The organism is Leucobacter aridicollis, from assembly GCF_013409595.1.
In the GTDB taxonomy this organism is placed as follows: Bacteria; Actinomycetota; Actinomycetes; order Actinomycetales; family Microbacteriaceae; genus Leucobacter; species Leucobacter aridicollis.
Genome location: NZ_JACCBD010000001.1, coordinates 1,170,626 through 1,195,362, shown reverse-complemented (window position 1 = coordinate 1,195,362; position 24,737 = coordinate 1,170,626). Strand labels below are relative to the sequence as shown.

At 68.4% G+C, this 24,737-nt stretch carries 18 protein-coding genes; 4 read left to right on the top strand and 14 right to left on the bottom strand.

Annotated elements, in window-relative coordinates; all coding sequences use genetic code 11:
* Nucleotides 1-23 precede the first annotated feature (23 nt).
* The 11 genes from BJ960_RS05530 to BJ960_RS05480 all read right to left on the bottom strand — a co-directional run bounded on the left by BJ960_RS05530 (nt 24) and on the right by BJ960_RS05480 (nt 15,114).
* Nucleotides 24-1,745, bottom strand: a complete 1,722-nt coding sequence (locus tag BJ960_RS05530) for a PucR family transcriptional regulator (protein WP_185986559.1) — start codon at nt 1,743-1,745, stop codon at nt 24-26.
* Nucleotides 1,746-1,799: 54 nt separating this feature from the next.
* A complete protein-coding gene (gene menC / locus BJ960_RS05525; RefSeq protein WP_185986558.1) occupies nt 1,800-2,900 on the bottom strand; it encodes an o-succinylbenzoate synthase in 1,101 nt (366 codons plus the stop codon).
* On the bottom strand, nt 2,900-3,712 hold the full coding sequence (locus tag BJ960_RS05520; protein ID WP_221936278.1) for a GNAT family N-acetyltransferase: 813 nt from the start codon (nt 3,710-3,712) through the stop codon (nt 2,900-2,902). Before BJ960_RS05520 ends, menC begins: the two co-directional genes overlap by 1 nt.
* On the bottom strand, nt 3,712-4,833 hold the full coding sequence (locus tag BJ960_RS05515; protein ID WP_185986557.1) for a M20 family metallopeptidase: 1,122 nt from the start codon (nt 4,831-4,833) through the stop codon (nt 3,712-3,714). The genes BJ960_RS05520 and BJ960_RS05515 overlap by 1 nt, the downstream gene beginning before the upstream one ends.
* Before the next feature lie 64 nt (nt 4,834-4,897).
* A complete protein-coding gene (locus tag BJ960_RS05510; protein ID WP_185986556.1) occupies nt 4,898-6,373 on the bottom strand; it encodes an amidohydrolase family protein in 1,476 nt (491 codons plus the stop codon).
* Entirely contained in the window at nt 6,373-7,797 is a 1,425-nt protein-coding gene (locus BJ960_RS05505) for a serine hydrolase domain-containing protein (protein ID WP_185986555.1), read from the bottom strand. Before BJ960_RS05505 ends, BJ960_RS05510 begins: the two co-directional genes overlap by 1 nt.
* A 106-nt stretch (nt 7,798-7,903) precedes the next feature.
* On the bottom strand, nt 7,904-9,496 hold the full coding sequence (locus BJ960_RS05500; RefSeq protein ID WP_185986554.1) for an ABC transporter substrate-binding protein: 1,593 nt from the start codon (nt 9,494-9,496) through the stop codon (nt 7,904-7,906).
* Between the two features lie 224 nt (nt 9,497-9,720).
* The gene (locus BJ960_RS05495; RefSeq protein ID WP_185986553.1) at nt 9,721-11,313 is read right to left on the bottom strand and encodes an ABC transporter substrate-binding protein; all 1,593 of its coding nucleotides are present in this window, start codon (nt 11,311-11,313) and stop codon (nt 9,721-9,723) included.
* A 134-nt stretch (nt 11,314-11,447) separates the two neighbouring features.
* The gene (locus BJ960_RS05490; RefSeq protein ID WP_185986552.1) at nt 11,448-12,227 is read right to left on the bottom strand and encodes an ABC transporter ATP-binding protein; all 780 of its coding nucleotides are present in this window, start codon (nt 12,225-12,227) and stop codon (nt 11,448-11,450) included.
* Nucleotides 12,224-14,095 (bottom strand): dipeptide/oligopeptide/nickel ABC transporter permease/ATP-binding protein, encoded by a 1,872-nt coding sequence (locus tag BJ960_RS05485; RefSeq protein WP_202229189.1) that lies wholly within the window; start codon nt 14,093-14,095, stop codon nt 12,224-12,226. Before BJ960_RS05485 ends, BJ960_RS05490 begins: the two co-directional genes overlap by 4 nt.
* Nucleotides 14,092-15,114 (bottom strand): ABC transporter permease, encoded by a 1,023-nt coding sequence (locus BJ960_RS05480; protein WP_121077381.1) that lies wholly within the window; start codon nt 15,112-15,114, stop codon nt 14,092-14,094. Before BJ960_RS05480 ends, BJ960_RS05485 begins: the two co-directional genes overlap by 4 nt.
* Nucleotides 15,115-15,326: 212 nt before the next feature.
* On the opposite strand from BJ960_RS05480, the gene BJ960_RS05475 reads away from it, so the two are divergent.
* Nucleotides 15,327-16,169 carry a M55 family metallopeptidase gene (locus BJ960_RS05475; RefSeq protein WP_185986551.1) on the top strand — a complete coding sequence of 281 codons (843 nt, stop codon included), beginning with the start codon at nt 15,327-15,329 and terminating at the stop codon, nt 16,167-16,169.
* Between the two features lie 79 nt (nt 16,170-16,248).
* Here the strand turns inward: BJ960_RS05475 and BJ960_RS05470 are convergent, their stop codons facing one another.
* The gene (locus BJ960_RS05470) at nt 16,249-17,151 is read right to left on the bottom strand and encodes a serine hydrolase (RefSeq protein WP_185986550.1); all 903 of its coding nucleotides are present in this window, start codon (nt 17,149-17,151) and stop codon (nt 16,249-16,251) included.
* 139 nt (nt 17,152-17,290) lie between these two features.
* A complete protein-coding gene (locus tag BJ960_RS05465; RefSeq protein WP_185986549.1) occupies nt 17,291-18,373 on the bottom strand; it encodes a Glu/Leu/Phe/Val family dehydrogenase in 1,083 nt (360 codons plus the stop codon).
* Nucleotides 18,374-18,476: 103 nt separating this feature from the next.
* On the opposite strand from BJ960_RS05465, the gene BJ960_RS05460 reads away from it, so the two are divergent.
* Nucleotides 18,477-18,929 (top strand): Lrp/AsnC family transcriptional regulator, encoded by a 453-nt coding sequence (locus tag BJ960_RS05460; RefSeq protein ID WP_119282882.1) that lies wholly within the window; start codon nt 18,477-18,479, stop codon nt 18,927-18,929.
* A 49-nt stretch (nt 18,930-18,978) separates the two neighbouring features.
* Here BJ960_RS05460 and BJ960_RS05455 read toward each other — a convergent pair whose 3' ends face one another.
* On the bottom strand, nt 18,979-20,886 hold the full coding sequence (locus BJ960_RS05455; protein WP_185986548.1) for an FAD-dependent monooxygenase: 1,908 nt from the start codon (nt 20,884-20,886) through the stop codon (nt 18,979-18,981).
* 132 nt (nt 20,887-21,018) lie between these two features.
* On the opposite strand from BJ960_RS05455, the gene BJ960_RS05450 reads away from it, so the two are divergent.
* On the top strand, nt 21,019-21,744 hold the full coding sequence (locus BJ960_RS05450) for an IclR family transcriptional regulator (RefSeq protein ID WP_185986547.1): 726 nt from the start codon (nt 21,019-21,021) through the stop codon (nt 21,742-21,744).
* Between the two features lie 142 nt (nt 21,745-21,886).
* Complete coding sequence (locus BJ960_RS05445) at nt 21,887-23,779, top strand: thiamine pyrophosphate-binding protein (RefSeq protein WP_185986546.1); 1,893 nt, start codon at nt 21,887-21,889, stop codon at nt 23,777-23,779.
* Nucleotides 23,780-24,737: the final 958 nt, after the last annotated feature.

Genomic DNA, 24,737 nt, shown 5'->3' with positions numbered 1-24,737 from the left:
TGGCGGCGGAGAGCGCCCGCGCGCTAGCGTTCCAGCAGGCGCAGCTGGAGCATCGCCTCGAACCTGTCGTCGGCGTTGTCGAGGTCGATGCCGCTGATCTCGACGGCCCGACGCAGGCGGTACCTGAACGTGTTCGGGTGCACGAAGAGCATGTCGGCCGCCTTCGCGACGTCACCGAAGTGATCGAACCAGGCGCGCAGCGTGTCGACGAGATGCCCCTTCTGCTTCGCGTCGTGCTCCATGAGCCTCGACACCGGGCCCGTGAACTCGTCGCCGCGCACGACCATCAGGTCGCGGAGCTCGAGCATCAGCACCGACGCGTGAACGTCGCTGAGTCGCGCCACGCGCGACCTCGACCCGCCAGCGCGTGGCCGCCCGCCTGCGGCAGCCGCCGTGCCCGCAGCGGCCTGTTCCTGCGGCGCGACAGCCTGACCGGCGGCCGGCTCGAGGAGCGCGCGGAGCACCCGGCGCGCGGAGGCGCGCGACCGCGAGATCCCCCCGATGTCGTCGGCTGGCGGCCCCACCGCGATCACGGCGGACATGCGGCTGCCAACGCGGTCGAGAAAGTCCTCCATCGTGCGCACCGCGTGGTCGCCCGTCGGGTCGTTCGGCTCGGGGAGGATCCCGTACGCCGTGTCGCCGAGCAGCGCGACGGCGGATCCCGGCCGCATCGCGGAGAGGTGCACGGCAAGCGCGTCTGCGAAGCGTTCGCGCTCGGCCATGAGCGCCTGATCCGCGCCGCCCGCTCCCCCGTGCTCCGTTTCGGTGAGCACCGCGGCAACGACGCACACCGGCTGGCCCGACAGGTTAAGCCGCGAGAGCGCCTCGCTCGCGCCGGAGCCGCCCTCGAGCGCGGTGCTCAGCAGCTCGGCGCGGAGCCTGCGCTGCACGTCCGCGCCCGCGCGAACGCGGAGCAGGTGGAGCGCGACGAGCTTGGCCGCGTCGCGGAGCGTGATCCTGCGCTCGTCGGTGAGCGGTCCGTCCATGGCCGCCCAGATCGAGCCGAGCACCTCGTCGCCAGCGCGCACGCCGATCGCCACGCGCTGCGTCGACATGTCAGCCTCGGCCTCGATGCGCGCGATGACCACCGGGTCCTCGCTGCGGTAGAGCTCGCGGAAGACGCCCTGCTGCGTGAGCTGGTGCCGGTATCGCTCGGGCACCCGCCTGCCGATGATCGTTTCGGCGCGCGCCGGGTCGGCCTCTTCCTGCCTGCCCGAGAACGCGAGCACGCGGGAGGAGCGATCCTCAATCGTCACGGGCGCGTCGAGCAGCGAGGAGATCGCGTTCGCAACGGCGAATAGGTCGCCAGACGGGATGCCGCCGAGCGAGTCGACGTGGGTGTCCCCCACGTCGTCCTCCGCGAGGAGTGACCGGAGCAGCGCCGCCAGCTGCGTCCACGTCGCGCCGCGCGCGAGGCCGAGCACGACGACGCCGTGTTCGTCGGCCAGGGCGCGTACCTCGTCGGTGATCTCGACTGGCGAGCGCACCACGACCGCCGCGATCGTGTGGCCGGCGAGCCCGGCGAGCAGGTCGCTGAGCCCGTCACTGCCGTGCACCCCGACGCCGAGCACGACGGCGTGCGCCGGATAGAGCGGCTCGTCGACGGGGTCGTAAATGACGACTCCGCCGATGTCCTGCTGATCGTCAATGCGCCCGTGGACGACCTCGAGCAGCGTGAGCCCGAGGTCGTCCAGGACGCGTCCGAGACTGAACCTGGTGAATCGTGGTTCGTGCCGGTCGCTCATGAAGGGAAGCATATCGCTAGCCCCCGTGCGCCGACGTCAGCAAGGCCCGCACCGCTAGACCGCGATCCACTCGACGCTTGTGGTGAACTCCTCAAGCAGCTCGGGGATCGGGGCGACGCCGAGGCCGGGGCCCGTCGGAACCGTCAGGTGACCGTCCTCCATCACCCAGGGCTCGGTGATATCGGTCTTGTAGAACCGGCTACTCGAGGACACGTCGCCGGGGAGCGTGAAGCCCGGAAGCGAGGCGAGCGCGATGTTCGCCGCGCGGCCGATGCCCGATTCGAGCATGCCGCCACACCAGACGGGAACGCCGGCCGCGACCGCGAGGTCGTGAATGCGGCGCGCCTCGAGGTAGCCGCCGACACGGCCGGGCTTGATGTTGATCACGCTCGTCGCGCCGAGCCGGATCGCCGCGGCCGCCGTCTGGGCCGACGTCACCGACTCGTCGAGGCAGATCGGGGTCTTCAGCATCTTTGCGAGATCGGCGTGGCCGACGATGTCTTCCTCCTCGAGCGGCTGCTCGATGAGCAGGAGGTCGAAGTCGTCGAGCTTCGCGAGATGGCGCGCATCGCGCAGCGTGTAGGCGGTGTTCGCGTCGACCTGCAGTTGCACGTCGTCGCCGAATCGCTCGCGGACCGCACGGACGGCCTCGATGTCCCAGCCGGGCTCGATCTTCAGCTTGATGCGGACGTAGCCCTCGTCGATGTACCCGCCGACCGCGTCGAGCAGCTCGGGAATCGAGTCCATGATGCCGACCGAGACGCCGCACGGCACGACGTCGCGGACCGAGCCGAGCTCTCGCCCGAACGAGCGGCCCTCCGCGCGCAGCTCGGCGTCGAGCACGGCGGTCTCGAGCGCCGCCTTCGCCATCGGGTGGCCCTTGAACTTGTGCAGCGCCTGGCCCACGCCCGTCGCATCGGTGACGTCCGCGATGGCCTGGATGAAGTAGCGCTTCATGATGTCGGCCGCGCCGTCGGTGTATTCGGGTGAGTACAGCGGGTCGCCGAGCGTGACGCACTCTCCCCAGCCTTCGGCCTGGTCGGTGACAGCCTTCACCAGCAGAATGTCGCGCGCGGTCTGCGTGCTGAACGACGTGCGGAACGGCGAAACCAGCGGCAGCCCGACTCGGCGCAGCTCAAAGCCCTCGATCTTCATCAGTCTTGTTCTCCTTCAGTTGATGCGTGTTGCAAGATGTAGCCGGTGCCGCGCTGGAATCCGACGATGCGGGCGCCGTTGTTCAGGTGGGAGGTGAGCTGCTCGCGGATCGTGCCGCGCCACTCGCGCGCGCGTTCAGGATCGGTGACGCGGAGCCGCTCGATGTCGTCGGGAATCGCGACCGCGAATCCCTCGGCGACGTCGCTCCCGGAGCGGTCGCCGCCCGCCAGCCGCGAGACGTTCTCGTCGAGCAGGTGCCAGCGCACGAGCAGCCTGTCGCTGAGATCGCCCGCATTGATCGTGTCGGCCATGAGCCCATAGAAGTTCTCGAGGTATTCGACGGGCACCGCGCCGAGCTTGTTGAAGTTGAAGCTCGCGTTGCGCGACACGAGCGGGTCGTACGTCCACTCGATCGCCTCGATGCCGCGGTCGAGCGCCCACGCCCGCTGGTGCAGCTTGATGCCGTAGCCGACGGCCTTTCCGACAAGGCCGGGAACCACGCCCGTGATGTGGCTGTGCAGCGTCGAGCGCTCCGGGCTCGAGTGCAGCCCGAGGGCGGCGCCCACGAGCTCGCCGTCGAGAAACGCGCCCGCGATGTAGTTCCCGGTCTTCCCGAGCACGCGCATGATCTCCTTTGGCACGACGGGGTTGTCGGCCGTGCGCCCCCAGATGAGGGCGAGGAGGTCAATGACCTGCGCCTCTTCGTCGGTCCCGCTCATCTCGCGAACGGTCACGCCGGTGAGTGCGGCCGCGCGCTCGGCGTCAAGGTGCGCCTGATGTTTCATCGCTTCAGTGATGCGTTCACCGGTCATCATGCACCAGCTTTCGGTTCGTCGAGCAGGCTCGTCATGAGTTCGGTGAGCAGCAGGGTTCGCGGTTCGATCGCCGCGACGAGCACGTGCTCGCTTTCGGCGTGCGCCCCGCCGCCGACGGCCCCGAGGCCGTCGAGCGTCGGCACGCCGATCCCAGCGGTGAAGTTACCGTCGCTCGCGCCGCCGACGGCGACGCCCTCGAGCGGTTCCAGGCCGAGCCTGGCGGCGGCGGCCTGCGCCCGGTCGAAGAGCGCCGCGGCGGACGCCGCCTCGAATGGCGGCCGGTTTGGCCCCCCAATGACCTCGAGCTGGGCGCCGTCGAGCACCGGGCGGAGCGCGAGCATGGCGGCGTGTACCCGATCCTGCTCGGCGAATGTGCGGGCGCGCACGTCGACCTTGAACGAGGCGCGCGCGGGCACCGTGTTGCTCGTCGTCCCCGAGGTCGCGACCGTCGGGGTGACCGTGGTGCCGAGCTCCGTGTCGCCGAGCCCGGCGACCGCGAGAAGCTGGTGGGCGAGCTCGAGCGAGGCGTTGACGCCCTTCTCGGGCTCAAGCCCGGCGTGCGCGGCGACGCCGTAGACCACGAGCTCGTAGAGCGACACGCCCTTGCGTTCGATCTTCAGCGCGCCGCCGTCGGCGGACGCCTCGAGCACGAGCGCCGCGCTCGCGCCGCTCGCGGTCTCCTCGATGAGGGCGCGCGAGCTTGGGGAGCCGAGCTCCTCGTCGCCGGTGACGAGCAGCGTCACGCCGTCACGCTCCGCGAGCGCGGCGACCGCGTGCATCGCCATCGCGAGGCCCGTCTTCATGTCGAAGCAGCCGGGACCGGTGAGCACGCCGTCCGCGTTCGTGAAAGGCAGCCGGGCGAGCGTGCCGAGCGGCCACACAGTGTCGTGATGGGCGACGAGCAGCACGCGCGTCGCGTCACCGAAGCTCCACTTGAGGTGACTCACCCCGTCGATGACGATGCGCTCGGGGGCGGCCCCAAGTAGCTCCTCGCCAAGCTCGGCAACGAGCGCGGCCGAGGCCGCGACCGCGTCGTGGTCGTCTGATGGGGACTCGCATTCGACGAGGGTGTGAATCGTCTCGACGATGTCATCGAGGCGCACCGTGTGCGGTGTCATGTCGATGGACCTTTCTGTCTTCCGAGCGACTTGTGGCCGCTCAGGGGCAAGGATGAGGGGTGTGTCACCTGAGTTGGCCGCGGAGTCCGCGGCCCGGGTAGGCGTCGGTCACGATGTCCTCGTCACGGACCACGAACTCGCCGGCAACGAGCACGTGCTCGATCCCGATCGATGGCCGGGTGCTGTCGAAGTACGTCGCCTGGTCTGTGATGCGGTCGGGATCGATCACCACAATGTCGGCGTCGGCGCCGAGCCCGAGGTGGCCCTTCCGCGCGAACGCCGGGGTCGTCTGGTCCATGACGCGGGCCGGCAGAAAGCTGCAGCGGCGGAACGCCTCGAGCCAGCTCCAGGCCCGCTGCTCGCGCACCATCATGCGGATCGAGCGCGCAAACGTTCCCGCGGTCCGCGGATGGGTGGTCCCGCCAGCCGGCAGCGGCCACTCCCGCGTGTCGACGCTCCCGTCTGGCCAGTTCACCTGCATCGCGTCCGACGCCACGATCCCGTCCGGGAACGCGAGCGCGCGCTCGAGCAGGGCGCGGTCCGTCGGATCCGCATCGTCGATGAACTCGACGATGCACGCCGCGCCCGGATCGGTCTTGCGCATGTGCCGGAGATGCTCGGCGTCGCGGATGCGCTCGCCCGTCGCGACAATCACGATGTTCGACGGCGCAATCCCCCAGACGCCGAGGCGCTCCGGCGCGAGGAACGCCGCCCCGATGCCGGTGCTGCCGGCCCCGTAGGGGTATGTTTCGACGGTCATGGCGGCGCCGCCCGCGCGGGCCCGCTCGATCACGCCGAGCGTGCGATCGATGTGCCTGCGCGACGTGCTATTCACGTGGCAGTGGTGCACCTGTCCCCCGAACTCCATCGCGGCGCGCGCGGCCTCCTCCGTGCCGTCCATCGGCGTCGTCGGATCGGCCTCGGTGATCTCGCGCACGTGAGTGAACGTCGGCACGCCTGCGCGCGCCGCGAGTTCGTTGACGGCGAGGTACTCCGCTGGGTCCGTCCGCGGCGCGTACCCCTGCAGGATCCCGATGCCCAGCGCGCCATCGCCGATCTCGCTCTCGAGCCGACCGAGCCACGCGGTGAGCTGCGCGGGAGTCGAGTCAGCCTGCCAGGCAGGGTCACCGAGGATCGAGAGGCCCTCGGCGAAGTCGGCGTTGGCCGACCGGCCAGAGAGCACCTCGGCGCGGGCCATGCCCCACGATGCCGAGAAGCCGAAGTTGATCGGCCGCCCCTCCTGCATCGCCTTCGTGTAGGCGAGCTCGACGGGCAGCAGCCCTGCCTCCAGCTCGAGCGCGGTGGTGACGCCGTCGCGGGCCTGCAACCGCTGGCCCGCGATCGAGTTCACGTGGCTGTGCAGGTCGACGAAGCCCGGCCCGACGATCATGCCGGCGACGTCGATCTCCTGCGCGTCGTCGACCCGCAGCTCCAGCCCGACCGCGGCGATCCGGCCGTCCTCGATGAGCACGTCGGCGACGCGGTCGGTCCCGCCGCCAGGGTCCACCACCCGGCCGCCGCGCAAGAGCACGCGTCGCATTAGGCGGCTGCTTCGGCTTCGTCGCGCTTGCGCAGGCAACGAATGTCGGCGTACAGGCAGGGATGCCCGTCAACCGTGGTGAATGTGAGTTGCGACCAGGTCGACAGCGAATCCGGGCGGGACACGAACCGGTTCGGCTTCGCGGTCGGCAGGATGTCGAAGAGCGTCGAGGTGACCGAGCTCGGGTCGAGCCCCTGCGTGAGCTTCGCCTTCACCTGGCCGTCCTCGGCCTTGAAGACCTCGACGGAGGTGATGAAGTCGCCGTACGTGCCAAGCCACTCGTCCTTCACGACGGTCTCGCTCGCGGGGCCCGACGGGCTCACCCCGGCGCCGGTGGATGCGCCAACGAACTCGCGCGCGAACGCCTCGACGATCTCGCCGCCCGCACGGTTTGCGATGCCGCCGTTGCAGAACACAACGATGACGACGCCGTCGTCCGGAAGCACCTGGAACCAGGCCTTGTTTCCGACCGTGGTGCCGCCGTGCCAGAACAGGCGGTGGCCCTCCCACTCGTCGAGGATCCAGCCGAGGCCCCACTGCGGCGACAGCGCGTCGGCGTCGCCGAGATCCGCCTGGACCTGCGCCATCAGTTCGACCGACTCCGGGCTGAGCACGTTCGTGCCGGCCACGCCGAGCCCGCCGCGGAGGAAGGAGCGGCCAAAGTCGAGCAGGTCGTCGACGCTGCTGTTGATGATGCCTGCGGGTCCGACCGAGCGCGGTAGCGCGGTCGTCGGCGCGGGCACCCAATCCTTCGATCCCGTGTCGCGGGTATGGCCGTGCTGGTAGCGGTGGCTCATGATCTGCTCGGGCATCGTCAAGAACTGGTGCAGGTCGAGGCGCTGGCTGATGCGCGCCTGGACCGAAGCGTCCCAGGTGCGGCCATCGAGCAGCTCGATGATCCGGCCGAGCACGACCCAGCCGGAGTTGCAGTACGACCAGCCGTTGCCTGGGCTGAAGAGCGGCTCGGCGTCCTTCAACAGTGCAACGTACTTTTCGATGCAGTCGTCGCCCCGGCCGGTGTCGGTAAAGACGTCGCCGTTGATGCCCGACGTGTGGGACAGCAGGTGCCTGATCGTGATCTTCGAGCCGTCGTCCGTCGTCGACAGCGGGGTGTCCGGGAGCAGCTCGGAGGCGAGCGTCTCGAGCTCGAGCTTGCCTTCCTCGCGCAACTGCATGATCATCGTCGCGGTGATGATCTTCGTGACTGAGCCGATCTGGCAGAGCGTGTCGCGGGTCGTCTCGACGCCGGTGCGATTGTTCGCGAGCCCGGTGCTCGCGACGAAGCGCTGCTCACGGCCCGTCGCCTCGTCGATGCGCAGCACGCCGGCGACGATGCCGGGTACGTGGTGCCGTCTCGCGGTCTCACCGAGAAACTGCTCCCACCGCGCGGTGTCGAAAGCAAGGGTGTTCAGAGGGTTCGTCATCGTTGACTCCTGTGTTCTGGTTCGGTGTGCGGTGCTGGTGCCGTGCTGAGTGGTGTTGGGGCGCGGAGCGCCACGGACGGTCGGCCCGGGCGCCCCGCGCGGGGTGCTACTTGACGAGGATCATCGCCGTGTAGAACTCGTCGATGCCGTAAGCCTCAACGCCCTGCGAGAAGCTCTTCCCCGAGGTCATCGCGAACGGCACGTAGTCGGCCGACTGGTACATCTCGGCCTCGGCGGTCTCCCAGGCCGCGCAGGCCTCGGCACCGGTGTGCTGGTTCGCCTCCGCCACGAGCTCGTCGAACTTCGGGTTGTTCAGCGCGGCAAAGTTGTTGCCCTTCGGCGGGGTCTCGCCCGTGAAGTAGACCATGAGCGCGCTCGGAACGGGGAAGTTTGCCGACAGCATGATGGTGTCGATCACCGTCGAGGCGCCCGGCTTGCTGATCTCCTCGATGAACGCACCATAGTCGGCGCCGTGGTGGTTCACGCCCACGCCGATCGCGCCCCACTGGTCAGCCATCATCTCGGCGGTCGCGGCGGTCTCCGCGCCCTTCGACTGCCAGGCGAACTCGAGGTCGAGCGTCTTGCCGTCCTTCGCGCGCTTGCCGTCGGCGCCCTTCACCCAGCCGGCCTCGTCGAGCATCTTCTCGGCCGCGGCGACGTCCATCTTCGGGAGGTTTGGTCCGGCCGCGTCGTACTGGCAGACCTGCGGGTTCGCGACCGCGAGCCGCTGCGCGCGCTCGCCCTTCCCGGCCGAGCTCACCTGCATGAGTTCGTCAAGGTTCAGCGCCTTCGTCAGCGCGATGCGCACGTCGCGGTCGGCCGTCGGCATGCCCTCAGCCTGGCTGTAGAGGATGCCGCCGCTGAGCAGCTTGCCCGTGGCGTACACGTCGACCTGGCCCTCGAGCCTGTCAGCGTCGGGGCCTGAAACCGACGCGAGGTTGAGCTCCTTCGAGAGCAGCAGGTTCGCACGGGTGCTCTCGTTCTCGACGATGCTGATCACGACGGTCTTGGGGACACCGGGGGTCGAGCCAGTCGGCGCGCCCTCGGGGCCAGTCGCGTACTCGTCGCGGCGTTCGAGCGTGTAGTGGTCCCCGGTGACGGCCTCGGTCATCTGGTAGAGGCCAGTGCCGTTCGTGGACGTCGCGATGCTCTTCGGATCGTCGAGCGCCGCCTGGCAGTAGATCGGCATCGTGCCGATCGCGGTGATGCGGAACGGGTCGGGCTCGGTCGTCGTGATCGTGACGCTCGTCTCGTCGTTCTCGATCTTCGCGTCGGACGGGACGACGAGGTTGATCGCGGTCGAGTTGTTTGCCGGATCGGCGATCCAGCGGAAGTTGTTCGCGATGGTCTCTGCGGTGAGCTTCGTGCCGTCGGAGCAGACCGCGTCGTCACGCACCTCGAAGTGCAGCGAGGTGGGGGTCTCCTCCCACTCGGTCGCGAGCCAGCCCTTGGCAGTGCCGTCGGTGTCGAAGTAGACGAGCGACTCGTACGCCCACGGTGTGACCGACCCGAGCACGGCGCTCGGGTTGAGCGAGGTGAAGAGCATGCCCGGGTCGCGCATGAGCGCGAAGTTCAGCGTGCCGTCGATCACGGGCTCGCCGCCGGTCTCGCCGCCCGCGGGAGATCCCCCGCCACCCGCGCAGCCGGCGAGCGCGAGCGCCCCAACGGCCGCAAGGCCAAGCATCTTGTACGCCTTCATAGTGTGTTCCTTCGTGTTGAGGCTCTGGGTTCCATCATCCCGGGAGTGCGTGCCCACGCACTTCGGTGTGCGATACAAATTTGAACGCCGGTGCTGTTCGCCAGGACAGTTCGTTGGCCTGCTGCACCGAAACGATCCGCTTTCGCGGTTCGCTGCGGCGCACCGGGGGTACGCGGAGATGGGGCGACGCCTAATTCAGCCCGGCGCCGCCCCACCCGCGTGGGTTACTTGACGAGGATCGTGCTCGGCGCGAATTCCTTGATGCCGTACTCGCTGATGCCCTGCGCGAACGTCGGGTGCGACGTCATCGCGAACGGCACGTAGTCCGCAGACGCGTACATCTCGCCCTCGGCGGCCTCCCAGGCCTTGCAGCCCTCTGCGCCCGTGCTGTTGTTCGCCTTCTCGACGAGCGCGTCGAACTTCGGGTTGTTGAGCGCGGCGAAGTTGTTCCCCTTCGGCGGTGCCTCACCCGTGTAGTAGACCATCAGCGCGCTCGGCACCGGGTAGTTCGCGGTGAGCCACATGACGTCGATCTTCGACGCGGCGCCCGGGGTGCTGATCTTCTCGATGAACGCACCGTAGTCGGAACCGTCGTGGTTCACGCCGACGCCGATCGCGCCCCACTGGTCAGCCATCATCTCAGCCGCCGACGCGATCTCCGCACCCTTCGACTGCCACGCGAACTCGAGCACGAGCGGCTGCCCGTCCTTCGAGCGCTTGCCGTCGGCGCCCTTCACCCAGCCCGCCTCGTCGAGCAGCTTCTCGGCGCCGGCGACATCGGTCTTGGGCAGGTTGGGTCCGACAGCGTCGTACTGACAGACCTGCGGATCGACGGTCGCGAGACGCTGGGCCCGCTCGCCCTTGCCTGCGGTGCTCACCTGCATGAGCTCGTCGAGATCCAGCGCCTTCGTGAGCGCGATGCGGACGTTCTTGTCAGCGGTCGGGCGCCCCTCAGCCTGGCTGTAGAGGAAGCCGCCGGTGATAAGCATCCCCGAGTTCAGCACGTCGACCTTGCCCTCGAGCCTGTCGGCGTCGGGGCCGGTGATCGTCGCGACGTTCAGCTCGCCCGACAGCAGCAGGTTCGCGCGGGTGCTCTCGTTCTCGATGATCTTCAGCTCGACGGTCTTCGGCACGCCGGGGGTCGAACTGTCGGCGCCGCCCTCGGGCGCCCACGCGTAGTCGTCGCGGCGCTCAAGCGTCAGGTGGTCGCCGGTGACAACATCGGTCACGTTGAACATGCCCGTGCCGTTGCTCGCCGTCGACACCGACTGCGGGTCGTCGAGCGCGGCCTGGCAATAGATCGCCTGCGACCCGATAGCCGTGATCATGAACGGATCTGGCTCAACGGTCGTGATCGTGATGCTCGAGTCGTCGTTCTCGATCTTCGCGGTCGACGGCACGACGAGGTTGATCGCGGTCGAGTTGTTCGCGGGATCCGCGATCCACCGGAAGTTGTTCGCGATCGTCTCGGCGGTGAGCTTCGTGCCGTCCGCGCACACCGCATCGTCGCGCACCTCGAAGTGCAGGGACGTCGGGGTCTGCTCCCACGACTTCGCCAGCCAGCCCTGCGGCTGGCCGTCCGCGTCAAAGTAGATGAGCGACTCGTACGCCCACTGAGTGACGGAGCCGAGCGCCCCGCTCGGGTTGAGCGGGCTGAACAACATGCCAGGATCGCGGGTGATCGCGTAGCTCAGCGTCCCGTCGATGACCGGCTCGCCACCGCTCTCGCCGCTCGCGCCGCCTCCGCCGCCGCCGGTGCAGGCCGAGAGCGCAAGCGCCCCCACGGCCGCAAGACCAACAAGTGTGTACGCCTTCATAGTGTCTTCCTTCGGTTGAAGCTCGAGCGGCAAGCGCACCGAGCGGGCGCGCACAGCACGTCGGTGTGCTCTGCAGTTGCGCTCGCCCGACTTGCCGCCCCGAACTGGTTGGGTGGATCAGGAGTGAACAGTCGTTACAGTGTGGGAACCGCGGCGATGAGCTCGCGGGTGTAGTCGTGTTGCGGATCGTGCATGACATCGAGGGTCTCGCCGACCTCGACGAGCCTGCCCTGGCGCATGACCGCGACGCGGTCACAGACCAGGCGCACGACCGCGAGGTTGTGGCTGATGAACAGCATCGAGAAGCCGAGGTCTCGCTGCAGCTGCTTCAACAGGTTCAGCACGGAGCCCTGCACGGACACGTCGAGCGCCGAGGTGATCTCGTCGGCGAGGATCACGGCCGGCTTCGCCGCGATCGCCCGCGCCACCGCGACGCGCTGGCGCTGCCCGCCGGACAGCTGCGCGGGCATCCGCTGCGCGGTGTCGGAGGGCAACGCGACCGCGCGCAGCAGGTTCGCGATCTCGTCCCTGCGCGCTCGAACCGCCGGGATCGCCGAGCCGTCGCGCTTATGCGCCGCGACGAGCGCCTCGTCGAGCGACTGCCCAATCGTGCGGCGGGGGTTGAAGCAGGACTGCGGATCCTGAAAGATCATCTGCACCCGCCGCCGCTCCCGCAGCACGCGACCGCGCGCGTGGGAGATCTCGTTGCCCTCAAGCACCACGCGGCCGTCGGAGGGCTCCGCGAGCCCGACGGCGGCGCGAGCGAGCGTCGACTTGCCCGAGCCGGACTCCCCCACGAGCCCGAGCACCTCGCCCGCTCGCAGTTCGAGGCTGACGTCGTTCACGGCTTTGAAGGCGGACGCACCGTGGCCGTAGGTGATGCTCACTGCGTCGAATTCGAGTTGGTTGCTCACTTCACGGCTCCTTCAAAGTCGATGAGGCGCACCGCGCCGGTGGGCGGCATGACCGCTTCGATGACGCCGATGGGCGAGGTGCCCGAGAAATCAGCGTCGTCAGGAATCGATGCCATCGCCTCGCCGCGCGGGCTGTCCATCGTGGGGACCGTCGCCATGAGGGCCTGCGTGTACGGGTGCGCGGCGTTGCCGGCGCGCAGCTCCTCGGAACTGATGTCTTCGACGATCCGCCCCCGATACATCACGAGCACGCGCGTGCACAGCGACGTCACCACGGCGATGTCGTGCGAGACGAACATGATCGCCGTGCCATCCTCCTCGTTGATCTGCTTGAGCAGCTTGAGGATGCCTGCCTGCACTGTCACGTCGAGCGCGGTGGTCGGCTCGTCGGCGAGGATCAGCGACGGCTTGCCCATGAGTCCGGCGGCGATCATCGCGCGCTGCCGCATGCCGCCCGAGTACTCGTGAGGGTACTGCGAGTAGCGGCGCTCGGCGTCAGGGATCTTCACGGCGTTGAGCCTGTCGATCGCGGCGTCCTTCGCTTCCGCCTTGTTCATGTCGAGGTGCAGCAGCCCGCTCTCGGCGACCTGCGTGCCGACGTGGAGCGCCGGGTTCAGCGACGACATCGGATCCTGGAAGACCATCGCGAGCTTCGTGCCAAAGTGATGGTCGAGGGACCTCGGATGCCCCTCCTCGCTGAGCACCAGGTCTTCACCGTCGAAGCTCGCCGAGCGCGACGTGACGTGCAGCGGCGCCTCGAGCAGGCCAGCGATCGACATGAGGGTGAGGCTCTTGCCCGACCCCGATTCGCCGACAACGCCGACGATCTCGCCGCGCCCGACGTCGAAGGAGACCCCATCGACGAGCGGCCGGAGCTGCGTGCCGCCCTGCGGCGCGAACACCTTCAGGCCGCGCACCGACAACACGGTGTCGCTCGATTCGCCGGTGGAGACGGTCTCGCCGCGGCGCTTCACCTCGGCGGCGTTCTCAGCGCGAGACAGCTTGAGCTTCTTCAGCAGGCCCGCCGACAGGCTCCGCTGCGCGCCCGTGCGGAGGGTGCGGTTCAACACCTCGCCGAGCAACACGAACGTCATGCCGGCGAGGATGATCGCCATGCCCGGAACGAGCGCCGCCGTCGGGGTGACGAAGATCCGGCTGATGCCCTCGTTGAGCATGCGTCCCCAGTCGTACTGCGGCACCTGCACGCCGAGGCCGAGGAACGACAGCCCGGCGAACGCGAGCAGCGTGCCGCCCGCGGTGAGCGTCGCGTTCACGAGCAGCGGATCGCGGATGTTCGGCAGCACGTGCCGGAACACGATCTGGCGCTTGGGCACGCCGAGCACGAGCGCCGCCGATACGTAGTCCCGGCCCCAGACCGAGGCTGCGAGGTTGTGCACGAGGCGACCGTAGTTCGGCATCATCGCAATCGCGATCGCGAGGCTCGCGGCCATCGCGCTCTGCCCGAAGATCACCGAGAAGGCGATCGCGAGCAGCAGGCCGGGGAACGCGACACCGATGTTGATGCCCGCGACGAGCCACCGGCCCGCGCGGCCGCCCAGCACGAGCGGCATCAGCCCGAGCACCACGCCGCACACGATCCCGATGACTGTCGCCGTGAGCGACATCACGATCGAGAGGCGCGTCGCTACGAGGGTGCGCAGCAGGATATCCCTGCCGGAACCGTCGGTGCCGAACACGTGCTCGGCGCTCGGCGGCTGCGAGATCTGACTCGCGTTGGTGAGGGCGGCCTGCTCACCCCAGATGATGGGAGCGAAAATCGCGAAGAACAGGAGGGCGGCGAGCGTCGCCATCGAGGCGACCCCGAGCGGCGTTCGCAACGTTGCGAGGAAGCGCTGTGACATGGTCATGATTTATCCAATGCGGTACGGGGATCCAGCAGGATCAGCAGGACGTCGATAACGAGGTTGATGAGCAGCACCACTGCCCCGTAGAAGATGATGATCGCCTGCACCAGCGGGTAATCCTTGCCCTGGATCGACTGCACGATGACACCGCCGAGGCCCGGCCACGCGAAGATGCCCTCAACGATCACGGTGCCCGCGATCATGCCGCCGAGCGCCATACCCGAGATCGTCAGCGTCGACGTGAGCAGGTTGGGAAGCACGTGCTTGCGGTACAGCCGCACGGGCGACATCCGCCGAGCGCGGGCGGTGCGAACGTAGTCCTGCTGCAACACCGTGAGCGTCTCGGCCCGCACGATGCGGGTGAGCCCCGCGGCTGGCCCGAACGCCAGCGCCGTGACCGGCAGGATGTACGAGGTAAAGTCCCCTCTGCCCGCGACCGGCAACAGGTCGAGCGTCACCGCGAAGAAGTAGACGAGCAACACGCCTGCGAGGAACTCGGGGATGAGCGCGAGCACGGCGGTGACCGAGTTGAAGCCGGCGTCGACGCCCGGGCGGCGCTCGCCGTGGGTGAGGGCGCCGAACGTCAGACCGAGGCAGATCGCGACGAACAGCGCGATCGCGACCGCGGACCACGCGATCTCCAGCGTCGCGGGTGCGCGCTGCATGATGACGTCGATCACCGGCATGCGCGAGCTGATCGACTCGCCCAGGTCGCCGGTGAAGAGCCCCTTCCAGAACGAGAAGTACTGGACGATCACGGGCCGGTCGAGGCCGAGCTCGATCCGGCGCGCCTCGATAGCCTCCGGCGAGGCATTCTCGCCCGCGGACACGCGCGCGGGGTCGCCAGGAATGAGCTGCATGAGCAGGAACGTGACCGTGATCAACACGAACATCGATACGACGAAGTAGCCGCCGCGACGCAGAAGGTACGCGGCCCAGGGCTTGCGAGCCAGGAACGATTCTCGCTTCTGCGGTTGTGGTGTATCAGTGTCCGGTAATGGACTCGCAGAAATTGCTGGCATGCGCTCTCCTCGCCGTTGGGTCGTAGCTGCTGAACTCAGTATTGCGGAGAAGTGAATCGCGTCGCATTGTCGGACGCGCCAAGCAACGAACCCAAAAACTGTCCGGCGTACCAACACCCCGGTTCCGATACCTCATAGGCTTCGAGATTGGAGGCCTTACGCTTCGCGACGGTGCGACGCCGCCGCTTCACATCCCCTTGGAAAGGTTAGTAATGCGCGTATACATTTCGATCGATATGGAGGGTGTCGCAGGCATCGCCACGATGGACCAGGTTGTCCGAGGCGGCCACGGCTACCCGCGCGCGCAGCAGCTGATGACCGGCGAGGCGAACGCTGCCATCGAGGGGGCCTTTGCCGGTGGCGCGACCGAGGTGACCATCAACGACAGCCACGGCACGATGGACAACCTCATTCACGAGGATCTCGACCAGCGCGCCCGCGTCGTATTCGGCAGCCCCAAGGTCGACTGCATGGCCGAGGGCATCGACAAGGACCACGACGTCGCACTCTTCATCGGCTACCACGCGGCCGCAGGCGGGCCGGGCGTCATCGCGCACACCTACTCGTCGCTCTTCAACGAGGTGCGCGTCAACGGCACTCCGGTCTCCGAGGCGGACGTGAACGCGCTGCAGGCGGCCGCGGTCGGCGTGCCCGTCGCGCTCCTCACCGGCGACGACGTGATCTGCGCCGACATCGCGACCTCGCTGCCCGGCATCCACACGGTGACGGTGAAGGAGGCGCACGGCTACAACGCGGCCGACTCCGTCTCCCCCACCGAGTCGCGCCGTCTCATCCACGACGCGGCGAAGCGCGCCGTGGAGGGCGCCGGTGAGCTGGCGCTCGCCCCGGTGCCGGAGATCATCGAGGCGGAGATCGACATGCCAAACATCCCCTCCGCGGAGCTCGCGCAGATGATCCCGACGGCCGAGCGCACCGCGATCCGCACAATCAAGCTCACCGCGCGCTCGCCGCGCGAGGCCGTGAACTTCATCACCGCGTGCTACCAGTTCGCCGCCGCGTCGCTGCGCGGCATGCTGCCGCTCATCAACCGCTAACCAGCACACGCGCAATAGCCCGGGCCCCGTGAACGGGGCCCGGGCTATTGTGTGCTCGCCAGGCTGCTGGGAGCTCGGGCTAGCCGAGCGCGTCGGAGAGCAGGCGCGCGATGTCCCCGATCGCGCGGTCTGCCGCCGGGTTGCGCGACTGCAGCGTCTTGCCGCGCAGGAAGACGGCGATCGCGTGGCGCTTGCCATCCGGGAACTCGACGACCCCGATCTCGTTGCGCACCATGCCGATCGTGCCGGTCTTGCCGCTGATCTTCACGTCGTCGCGCGGGAAGCCGGCGCTCAGGCGATGCGGCCACACCTGCATGCCGAGGATGCGGCGCGCCTCGGCGCAAGCCTCGGGCGTCGCCGCGGCGTCCGTCCAGATCTGCTGCAGGAGCGACGTCGCCTCGCGCGGCGTCGTGCGGTTGGTCTTTTCGGGCGTCGCGGCGGTGAAGGTCGCGGCGGTGTCGTAGTCCACGCTCGCCATGCCGTCGATGGTGCCGATGCCGGCCGCCGCGAGATCCTTCGCGATGTCGTCGAAAATGACCGAGCAATCACCGGTCAGCTGCGTGCCGGGCAGCCCGAGCTCACGCATCGTCGAGTTGACGCGATCCACAGTGACGAGCCCTGTGACGATGTCGGTCGCCGCGTTGTCACTCACCGTGATCATCGAGGTCGCGATGTCGCGCAGCGACCAGTCGGCGACGTCCGAGAACACGCTCAGGCCCGTGGGGCCCATCGTTGCCTCCGACGGCGATACCTCGATGCGCTGCGCGGGGTCGAGCTCTCCCGCGGCCACCTGGCGCACGTACTCGACGAGCACGGGAACCTTGAAGACCGAGGCCGTCACGGTGGGGTCGTCAGAGCGGAAGCCGACTTCGACGCCCGTGTCGATGTCGCGGGCGTGCGCGAACGCGAACACCCCAGCGTCTTCGGCGACCTTGGCGATCTGGGCGGTGAGGGTATCTTCATCGATAAGTTTCGTGCTCATACTGAGCAGACTAGTGGCTGCCGAGACGCGCACGGTTGTGAGCGCAAACGAGAGCACCCACCCCGGTTCGTCCCACAGAACAACGCACCCGTCCGGCTTATGGCCAGGCGGGTGCGTTGCGGAATCCCGCGTGAGAGCGCTACCTTCCGAGTAGCTCGTTCACGAGGTTGTCTGCAGCGACCACTGTGGTGATGCCACGCGACTCGGCCTCATCGAAGACTCGCGACAGCGTGTCGCCGATCGCGTCGATGCGCGCAATACGCTCGTCGATCGTGTCGTCCTCGGCGCCGAGGTAGAGGACGCCGCCCGCATTCACGAGATAGTCGGGGGCGTAAAGAATGCCGCGCGCCGCGAGCTGCTCGGCGCCGTCGGCCTGCGCGAGCTGGTTGTTCGCCGGGCCAACGACCGCGGCAACCTCGAGCTCGTCGATCACCTGCGGCGAGAGCATGCCGCCGACACCGGCAGGCATGAAGACGTCCGCGGGAACGCGGTGGGCGTCCGCAGGCGCGACCCAGTCGGCTCCGAGCCCCGAGGCGAGCTCCCGCTTTGCCTCGTTGATGTCGGACAGGGTGAGCACCGCGCCCTCGGCGGCGAGGCGCTCGGCGAGCGCCGACCCGACGTGGCCGAGGCCCACGATGGTGATCTTGCGCCCCTTCGGGTCAGTGCTGCCGTGCGTGCGGCGAAGCGTCTCGCGCAGCGCGGAGTACACGCCGCGGGCCGTGTAGGCGCCGGGATCGCCCAGGCCGCCCTGGTCCGCGGGCAGGCCGACTGCGTGCTCGGTGACCTCGGAGACGACGGCCATGTCGGCGGCCGTCGTGCCAACGTCCTCGGCGGTGAGGTATGCCCCGCCGAGCGCCTCGACCGCGTCGCCGAGATCGAGGAACGCGTTGCGACGCAGCTCGCCAGTGAGCTGCTGGCCCGGCTCAAGCACGATGACTGACTTGCCGCCGCCGAGCTGCAGGCCCGCGAGCGCGTTCTTCGAGGTCATGCCGCGCGACAGCCGCAGCGCGTCGGCGAGCGCCTCACCCCAGCCGCTGTAGCTCCACACGCGGCAGCCGCCGAGCGCGGGGCCGAGCGTTGTGCTGTGCACGGCGACGATAATCGTGAGCCCCGACCGGGCGCCTGTCGAAATGTTGACCTTCTCGTGGTCGAGGAACGGAAATTCTGCAGTCGCGCTCTCGTCGGTGAGGGCGGGCTGGGTCAGGGTAGAAGCACTAGTCATGCCGAGAATTCAATCGACCGCTAGCGGATCCGACAAGTGGCGCCCGAGTTATTGATCGTTTTGATCGATGAATTCTCACCCGGGTGGGACTAACTTGAACAGTATGCATGTCCTTGACGCCACCGACCGCCGGATCCTCACGGTCCTCGACGCCGACCCGCGGGCCACCGTGCAGGCCATCGCGTATCGGCTCGGACTCGCGCGCGGCACCGTGCACACCCGGCTCGACAAGCTTCAGACGTCCGGCGCGCTCCGCGCGAACTCGCTCCGCCTCGACCCGCCGGCGCTCGGCTGGCCGCTCCGCGCGCGGATCACCGCTGAGGCGAACCAAGAGGAGCTCGAGGGAATGATCGCCGACCTCGAACTCATCCCCGAGATCACCGAGTGCTTCGCGGTCTCGGGCCCGAGCGACCTTGCCATCGAGATCGTCGCACGCGACGCCGACGACGTCTACCGCGTTACGCAGGAGATCATGAAGTGCCGCGGCGTGATCCGCACGTCAACAGCGATCATGCTCCGCGGACTCATCGCCCGCAGGCAGCACCAGCTGCTCTAGCGGCGCGCGGGTGCGCGTCGCCGCTGCCCCGCACACCCGCGCCACCTACTCAGCGGCGGTCGAGGAAGGCCGTCGAGAGGAACTCGGCGAGCGCCTCAGGCGCGTCGAGCGGAAGCACCGCCGCGACGTACTGGTCCGGGCGCACGACGACGACCGCGCCGTCCCGGCTGACGTCGCGCAGCTCGAAGATGTCCTCGCCAGCATTCGCCGCGTAGATCTTCTCGTAGTCGGTCATGCCGAGCGGGCCGGACGCGGGCAGGAACAGCTTCGACTGCTCCTCGATGCGCACCTCGCGGTGTGGCTGCTGCAGCACGGCCTTCACGTCAAAGATCGCGTCGAGATCGGCGTCAGCCGGGGTGAAGCGCGTAATCGGCGACGCCGGGTTCTCGAGGAGCCAGTCGGCCCAGCGCGCGAGCTGCTCGCCCGATCGGTCTGCGAACACGTACACGCGGTAGCGGCCGTCGGCACGGTGGTGGTGGCCGAGGTGCACTGGCACGGCATCGGCCACGCGCGTCGTCATCACCGACTTGAAACGCTTGCCAATCGGGAAGCCTGCGGCGAGCGCCTGGTGCTCGAGTGTACCGGTGAGCATCGAATCGGTGTACTCCGTCATGAAGCCCGCGGGGAACTCGGCGGTCTGCACGTAGAACTCCTCGAGCTGCGAGGGCGAATCGAACTCCTCCGGCTTCTTCGCCATGAGCGTCGACCACTCGCGGTCGAAATCGATGAGGTTCTTGGCGGTGACGCGGCGCTCCTCCGAGTAGGTCGCAAGCAGCGACTCGGGGCTGCGCCCCTCGAGCACGTAGCCGAGCTTCCAGCCCAGGTTCCAGCCGTCCTGCATCGACACGTTCATGCCCTGGCCAGCCTTGGCGCTGTGGGTGTGGCAGGCGTCGCCCATGAGGAACACGCGGCCCGTGCCGTCGGGCGAGGTCTCCGCGTCGTCAAAGCGATCGGTCAGGCGATGACCAACCTCGTACACGCTGTGCCAGGGGACGTCCCTGACGTCGATCGTGTAGGGGCTGAGGATCGCGTTCGCGCGCGCGATAATCTCCTCAAGGGGCGTGTCGCGGACCTTACGATCGTCGCCCTCGGCGACCTCTCCGAGGTCCACGTAGATCCGGCACAGGTGGTTCCCCTCGCGCGGGATGTGCAGGATGCTTCCGGCCTCCGAGTGGATGATGCATTTCTTCCGGACATCGGGGAAGTCTGTGACCGCGAGGACGTCCATGACGCCCCAGGCATGCATCGACGTCGATCCTGACAGCGATCCTCCGATCGACCGCCGCACGCGGGAGCTTGCCCCGTCGGCGCCGATCACGTACTTCGCATGCACGACGCGCGTCGCCCCGCGCGCGGCGTCGGCGGCCGCTTCGGCGTTGATCCCAGCGCCGCTCTGCCCGGTGACTTCGCGGAGCGTGACCGCGACGGGGTAGTCGCCCGAGCCGACCTCAAGGCCCTCGAACTCGTAGCCGTAGTCGACGTCGCCGCGCGCGGGAGCCCGGCGCGCGTACTCGGCGAAGTAGTCGATCACGCGCGCCTGGTTCACGATGAGGTGCGGGAACTCGCTGATGCCGGCCGGGTCGTCGTCGGTGGCCGAGCTGCGGACGATGTGCTGCGGGTTCTCCGGGTCGGGAGTCCAGAAGTTCGTCTCCGTGATCTGGTACGCCTCGTCGATGATCTGCCTGGCGAACCCGAACGCCTGGAACGTCTCGACGCTGCGGGCCTGGATACCGTCGGCCTGGCCGAGCACGAGGCGCGAGTCGCGGCGCTCGACGACGCGGGTGACGACGTTTGGGAACTGCGCGAGCTGGGCCGCCGCGACGATGCCTGCCGGACCGGACCCGACGATCAGCACGTCCACTTCGTCTGGCAGCTCCTCCGGGCGATCGAGCCCCACGCCGGCGGCTGGCAGCACGCGCGGATCCGTGGAAACATAGCCATGATGGTGGAACTGCATGGGTGAACCTCACTTCATTGTGCCCGAGAGCCTCGTGTTCGATATTTGAACACTAAATTCGAATACTGCACACCAGTGTATGGGTGTGCGCCGCATCGCACAACACCGACCGATCACAACAGAGGAGCGCTCTTGGCCCCCAACACGCCCGCCGGCTCGCCTGCCCAGACCGCGGGATCCCAGACGCTCGCACGCGGCCTGCGCGCGCTGGAGATACTGGCAGAGGCGGGATCCCCCATCTCGATCGCCCGCCTTTCCGAGGAGCTCGGCGTGCACCGGTCCAACACCTACCGGCTCCTCCGCACGCTCGAAGACCACCGGTTCGCGATCCGAGACGACGCCGGGCTCATCCGTCTCGGCCCGCGCATCGCAGCGCTCGCCCACGGTGTCGCACCGCACCTCAACACCGCCGCAGCCCCCGTGCTCACCGAGCTCGCGCACGACCTCGGGATGACCGCGTTCCTCACCGTGCTCGACGCCGGCGACATCGTCACGCTCGCGTCCGTGGAGCCAGGCAACGTCGACGCAAGCATCGCGCGAAACCCGGGCGTTCGGCACCCGTGGGACCGCGGCGCCCCCGGCCACGCGATCGAGTCGACGCTCTCCCCCGCCGAACGCGAGGCGGCCCTCGGCGGGCCCGAGGCGAGCCCAGCAGCACTTGAAGCTCGAGCACTCGGATACGCGCTGAGCGAGAGCGAGGTCATCGACGGCGTGACCTCGATCGCCGTGCCGCTGCGCATCCCCGGCGAGCCACCAGCGGCGGTCGCGATCGTCCACTTCCGGCTGCCAGAATCGGTCGATGCCGTCGCCGCGCGGCTCCACCGCGCCGCGCGCGAGGTGCTCGCAAGCTACCGATAGGCCGGCGCGGCCGCGATCCGCTACACTACAGATTGTCCACCCGCTGCGCCGGGTAAGGCACCCGAAAAAGGGGCGCTGCTGCGAGGATTCGCGAGACATACACGGTCATCATTCACCGCTCGATCCAACGAAGGATTCGTAGATGTCTCTCTCCAACCCGCATTCGTCGACCCCTGTTTCGCTCGCAGCAGCCACCGCGCAGGCACTCGCGCGGCACGCAGCGCACAGCTTTGGCCTCATGGGCAACGGCAACGCGCACCTCATCGACAACCTCACGCAGGCCGGCGTGAGGTACACGGCGGTGCGGCACGAGGCAGCGACCGTCGCGGCCGCCGACGCGTACACCCGGGTGAGCGGCGACATTGCGATCGCCACCACAACCTACGGCGCGGGCTTCACGAACACGCTCACGGCGCTCGCGGAAGCCGCCCAGGCGCGCACCCCGATGCTCGTCGTCGTCGGCGACGCGCCCTCAGGCGGACCGCGCCCCTGGGACGTCGACGAGGAAATGCTGAGCGCCGCCGTCGGGGTGCGCCTGTTCACGCTCGGGGTGGCAGGCGTCGACGAGACAGTCGACCGCGCCGTCCGCTACGCCCTCCGCATGCGTCGCCCCGTCGTGCTCGGACTCCCCTACGATCTCGTGACCGCGGCGATCGTGCCGCAGGACCCGGGCTCTTCCGCCGCCAGCGTCGGCGCTCCAACCTCCACCTCGCTCACTGAGATCGACCTCAGCGACCCGGCAGTGCTCGCGGAGCTCTCGGTCTCGGTTGCCGCCGATCCCCAGCCCGCTGCTTCCCCTGCGCCAGCGCCGACCGCGATGATGCCGGGCGCCATCGTCTCGACCTCCACGGTCCCCGCGCCGCACCGCATCGAGGCCGCCGCCGAGGCCCTGCTCGGTGCCAAGCGGCCGCTCATCATCGCAGGTCATGGCGCGCACCTCGCCGGGGCCGCTACCGAACTCGGGGCGCTCGCGGCCCAGCTCGGCGCGCTCACGGCAACGACCGCGCTCGCACGGGGAATCTTCCCGGAGGCCAACTACGACCTCGGGATCACCGGCGGCTTCGGCCAGCCCGAAGCGATGGCCGTCGTGCAGCAGGCCGACGTCGTGCTCGTCGTCGGCGCCAGCCTCAACCAGTTCACCATGCGTTTTGGTGAGCTGTTCGGCGAGGGCACAACGGTGCTCCGCGTCGACACGGAGCAGGTCGCGGCCCCGAAGACCGTGCACCCCGTGACGCATCAGCTCCTGCAGGGCGGTGCCGTCGAGACGCTGCGCGCGATCGCCGATGCGCTTGGAGACGCACTTGGAGACGCACTTGGAGATGCTCCGGTAAGTTCCGAGGAGGCCACCACCGCGGCGTGGCGCGACACGGTTTCGGGACTTGAGCCCGGCGGCGCCCTGCGATCCCGATTCGCGGGCTCGAGTGAGTTCTGCGCCGACGGCCTCCTTGACCCGCGTGGCGTCGCGGCCAAGATCGGCGAACTCCTTCCGGAGGACCGCCACGTCACGAGCGACGGCGGACACTTCATCGGCTGGGCGAACATGTATTGGCAGGTCGCGGCCCCTGAGCGCATGATCATGGTCGGCACCGCCTACCAGACCATCGGGCTCGGATTCTGCACGGTGCCGGGCGTCGCTGCCGCGGCCCCCGAGTCGACCGTCGTGCTGTCGACCGGTGATGGCGGTGGCCTGATGGCGCTCGCAGATCTCGAGACGGCGATCCGCACCGCCCGCAGCCAGGTCATCGTCGTCTGGAACGACAGTGCGTACAGCGCCGAGGTGCACCTCTACGGCGAGATGGGGCTTGACAAGGGGCCGATGCTCATTCCGACAGTGAACTTTGCGGGCGTCGCGTCGGCGCTCGGTGCGACAGGCGTGGTCGTTGAATCGCTCGCCGACCTTGAGGCCCTCCGGGAATGGACGGCTTCAGGAGCCGCCGGCACCATCCTGCTGGACTGCCGCGTCTCAGGATCCGTCGTCGCGGACTACCAGCGCGAGGTGCAGCGGGTGAACGGCCTCGACATCCCGGCCGAATAGGCCGCGGGCGGGCCGCCGGGGCACCGGGGCCGCCGGGGCACCGGAGCACACCTCCCTAAACACTTCCCGCGCCCAGCACACCTTCTTCAGGAGCGCACACCTTATTTCGCCCGAAGAAGATGTGACCACACGAAAGACATGTGGTGGAAGTCGGGCTACCTCCCCGAGCTCTAGGATCGGGGTCGAGGTCGGGCCGCGTCGCCCACAGGCACAATGCGCTTCGCCACTTGACGCGATTTTCCACAATCATGCCCGCCTCGGCTTCCGTTCCAATCTCGCTTGCGAAGCTCAAATCATGCCTTCGCAGACCCGCTTAACGCAGACCACCAACGAGTTGTTGCACACCGATGATTTGCTTCGGCAAGGGCTCAACCACGCCCACATCGCCCGCGCAATCACCGAGCAGAGACTCGTTCGAATTCGTCGTGGGTACTACGTTGATGGGGAGCGTTGGCGAGCGACATTCCCCGAGGAGAAGCATCTTCTCGCAATCCGGGCAGCAGCCCGTGCAACAGATGGGCTGCAGACACGATCTGCAACACCGACGGCCCAAGCGGCACCCTCACTGACGCCCTCACCGAAGTCGCCACCAGTTTTCTCCCACCGGAGCGCAGCGACCCTGCACCGCTGGCCCGTGTGGGCACCCTGGATCGCAGGTTTTGCGAGCAATCCGCTTCGTACGAGTGTCACCGTTGGCGCAAGCCGGCGCGCGAGTTCGTCCCGGGTGGTCAAGCGATTCAACGCGGAACTGCTGGACGACGAGGCTCTCCCCCTCACTGGCCGCGCTGACGAACCCAGCATTGTCGCGACTTCTCCCGAGCGCACGCTCTCAGATCTTGCCCGTTCCGACGCATTTGGGGTTGCCCTCGTCGCAGCCGATGCGCATTTGCGAGTCGTTGCACGTGTTGGCAGGCAGACCGACCAGGTGGCGCTTTCAGGATGGCGAGCACAAATGCTG

Bases quoted from the DNA above. Each gene is read 5' to 3' on its own strand.
- BJ960_RS05515 (WP_185986557.1), bottom strand. From the start codon at position 4,833: ATGACACCGCACACGGTGCGCCTCGATGACATCGTCGAGACGATTCAC.
- BJ960_RS05495 (WP_185986553.1), bottom strand. From the start codon at position 11,313: ATGAAGGCGTACACACTTGTTGGTCTTGCGGCCGTGGGGGCGCTTGCG.
- BJ960_RS05455 (WP_185986548.1), bottom strand. From the start codon at position 20,886: ATGCAGTTCCACCATCATGGCTATGTTTCCACGGATCCGCGCGTGCTG.
- BJ960_RS05500 (WP_185986554.1), bottom strand. From the start codon at position 9,496: ATGAAGGCGTACAAGATGCTTGGCCTTGCGGCCGTTGGGGCGCTCGCG.
- BJ960_RS05530 (WP_185986559.1), bottom strand. From the start codon at position 1,745: ATGAGCGACCGGCACGAACCACGATTCACCAGGTTCAGTCTCGGACGC.
- BJ960_RS05505 (WP_185986555.1), bottom strand. From the start codon at position 7,797: ATGACGAACCCTCTGAACACCCTTGCTTTCGACACCGCGCGGTGGGAG.
- BJ960_RS05510 (WP_185986556.1), bottom strand. From the start codon at position 6,373: ATGCGACGCGTGCTCTTGCGCGGCGGCCGGGTGGTGGACCCTGGCGGC.
- BJ960_RS05460 (WP_119282882.1), top strand. From the start codon at position 18,477: ATGCATGTCCTTGACGCCACCGACCGCCGGATCCTCACGGTCCTCGAC.
- BJ960_RS05520 (WP_221936278.1), bottom strand. From the start codon at position 3,712: ATGACCGGTGAACGCATCACTGAAGCGATGAAACATCAGGCGCACCTT.
- BJ960_RS05470 (WP_185986550.1), bottom strand. From the start codon at position 17,151: ATGAGCACGAAACTTATCGATGAAGATACCCTCACCGCCCAGATCGCC.
- BJ960_RS05480 (WP_121077381.1), bottom strand. From the start codon at position 15,114: ATGCCAGCAATTTCTGCGAGTCCATTACCGGACACTGATACACCACAA.
- BJ960_RS05445 (WP_185986546.1), top strand. From the start codon at position 21,887: ATGTCTCTCTCCAACCCGCATTCGTCGACCCCTGTTTCGCTCGCAGCA.
- BJ960_RS05475 (WP_185986551.1), top strand. From the start codon at position 15,327: ATGCGCGTATACATTTCGATCGATATGGAGGGTGTCGCAGGCATCGCC.
- BJ960_RS05485 (WP_202229189.1), bottom strand. From the start codon at position 14,095: ATGACCATGTCACAGCGCTTCCTCGCAACGTTGCGAACGCCGCTCGGG.
- menC (WP_185986558.1), bottom strand. From the start codon at position 2,900: ATGAAGATCGAGGGCTTTGAGCTGCGCCGAGTCGGGCTGCCGCTGGTT.
- BJ960_RS05465 (WP_185986549.1), bottom strand. From the start codon at position 18,373: ATGACTAGTGCTTCTACCCTGACCCAGCCCGCCCTCACCGACGAGAGC.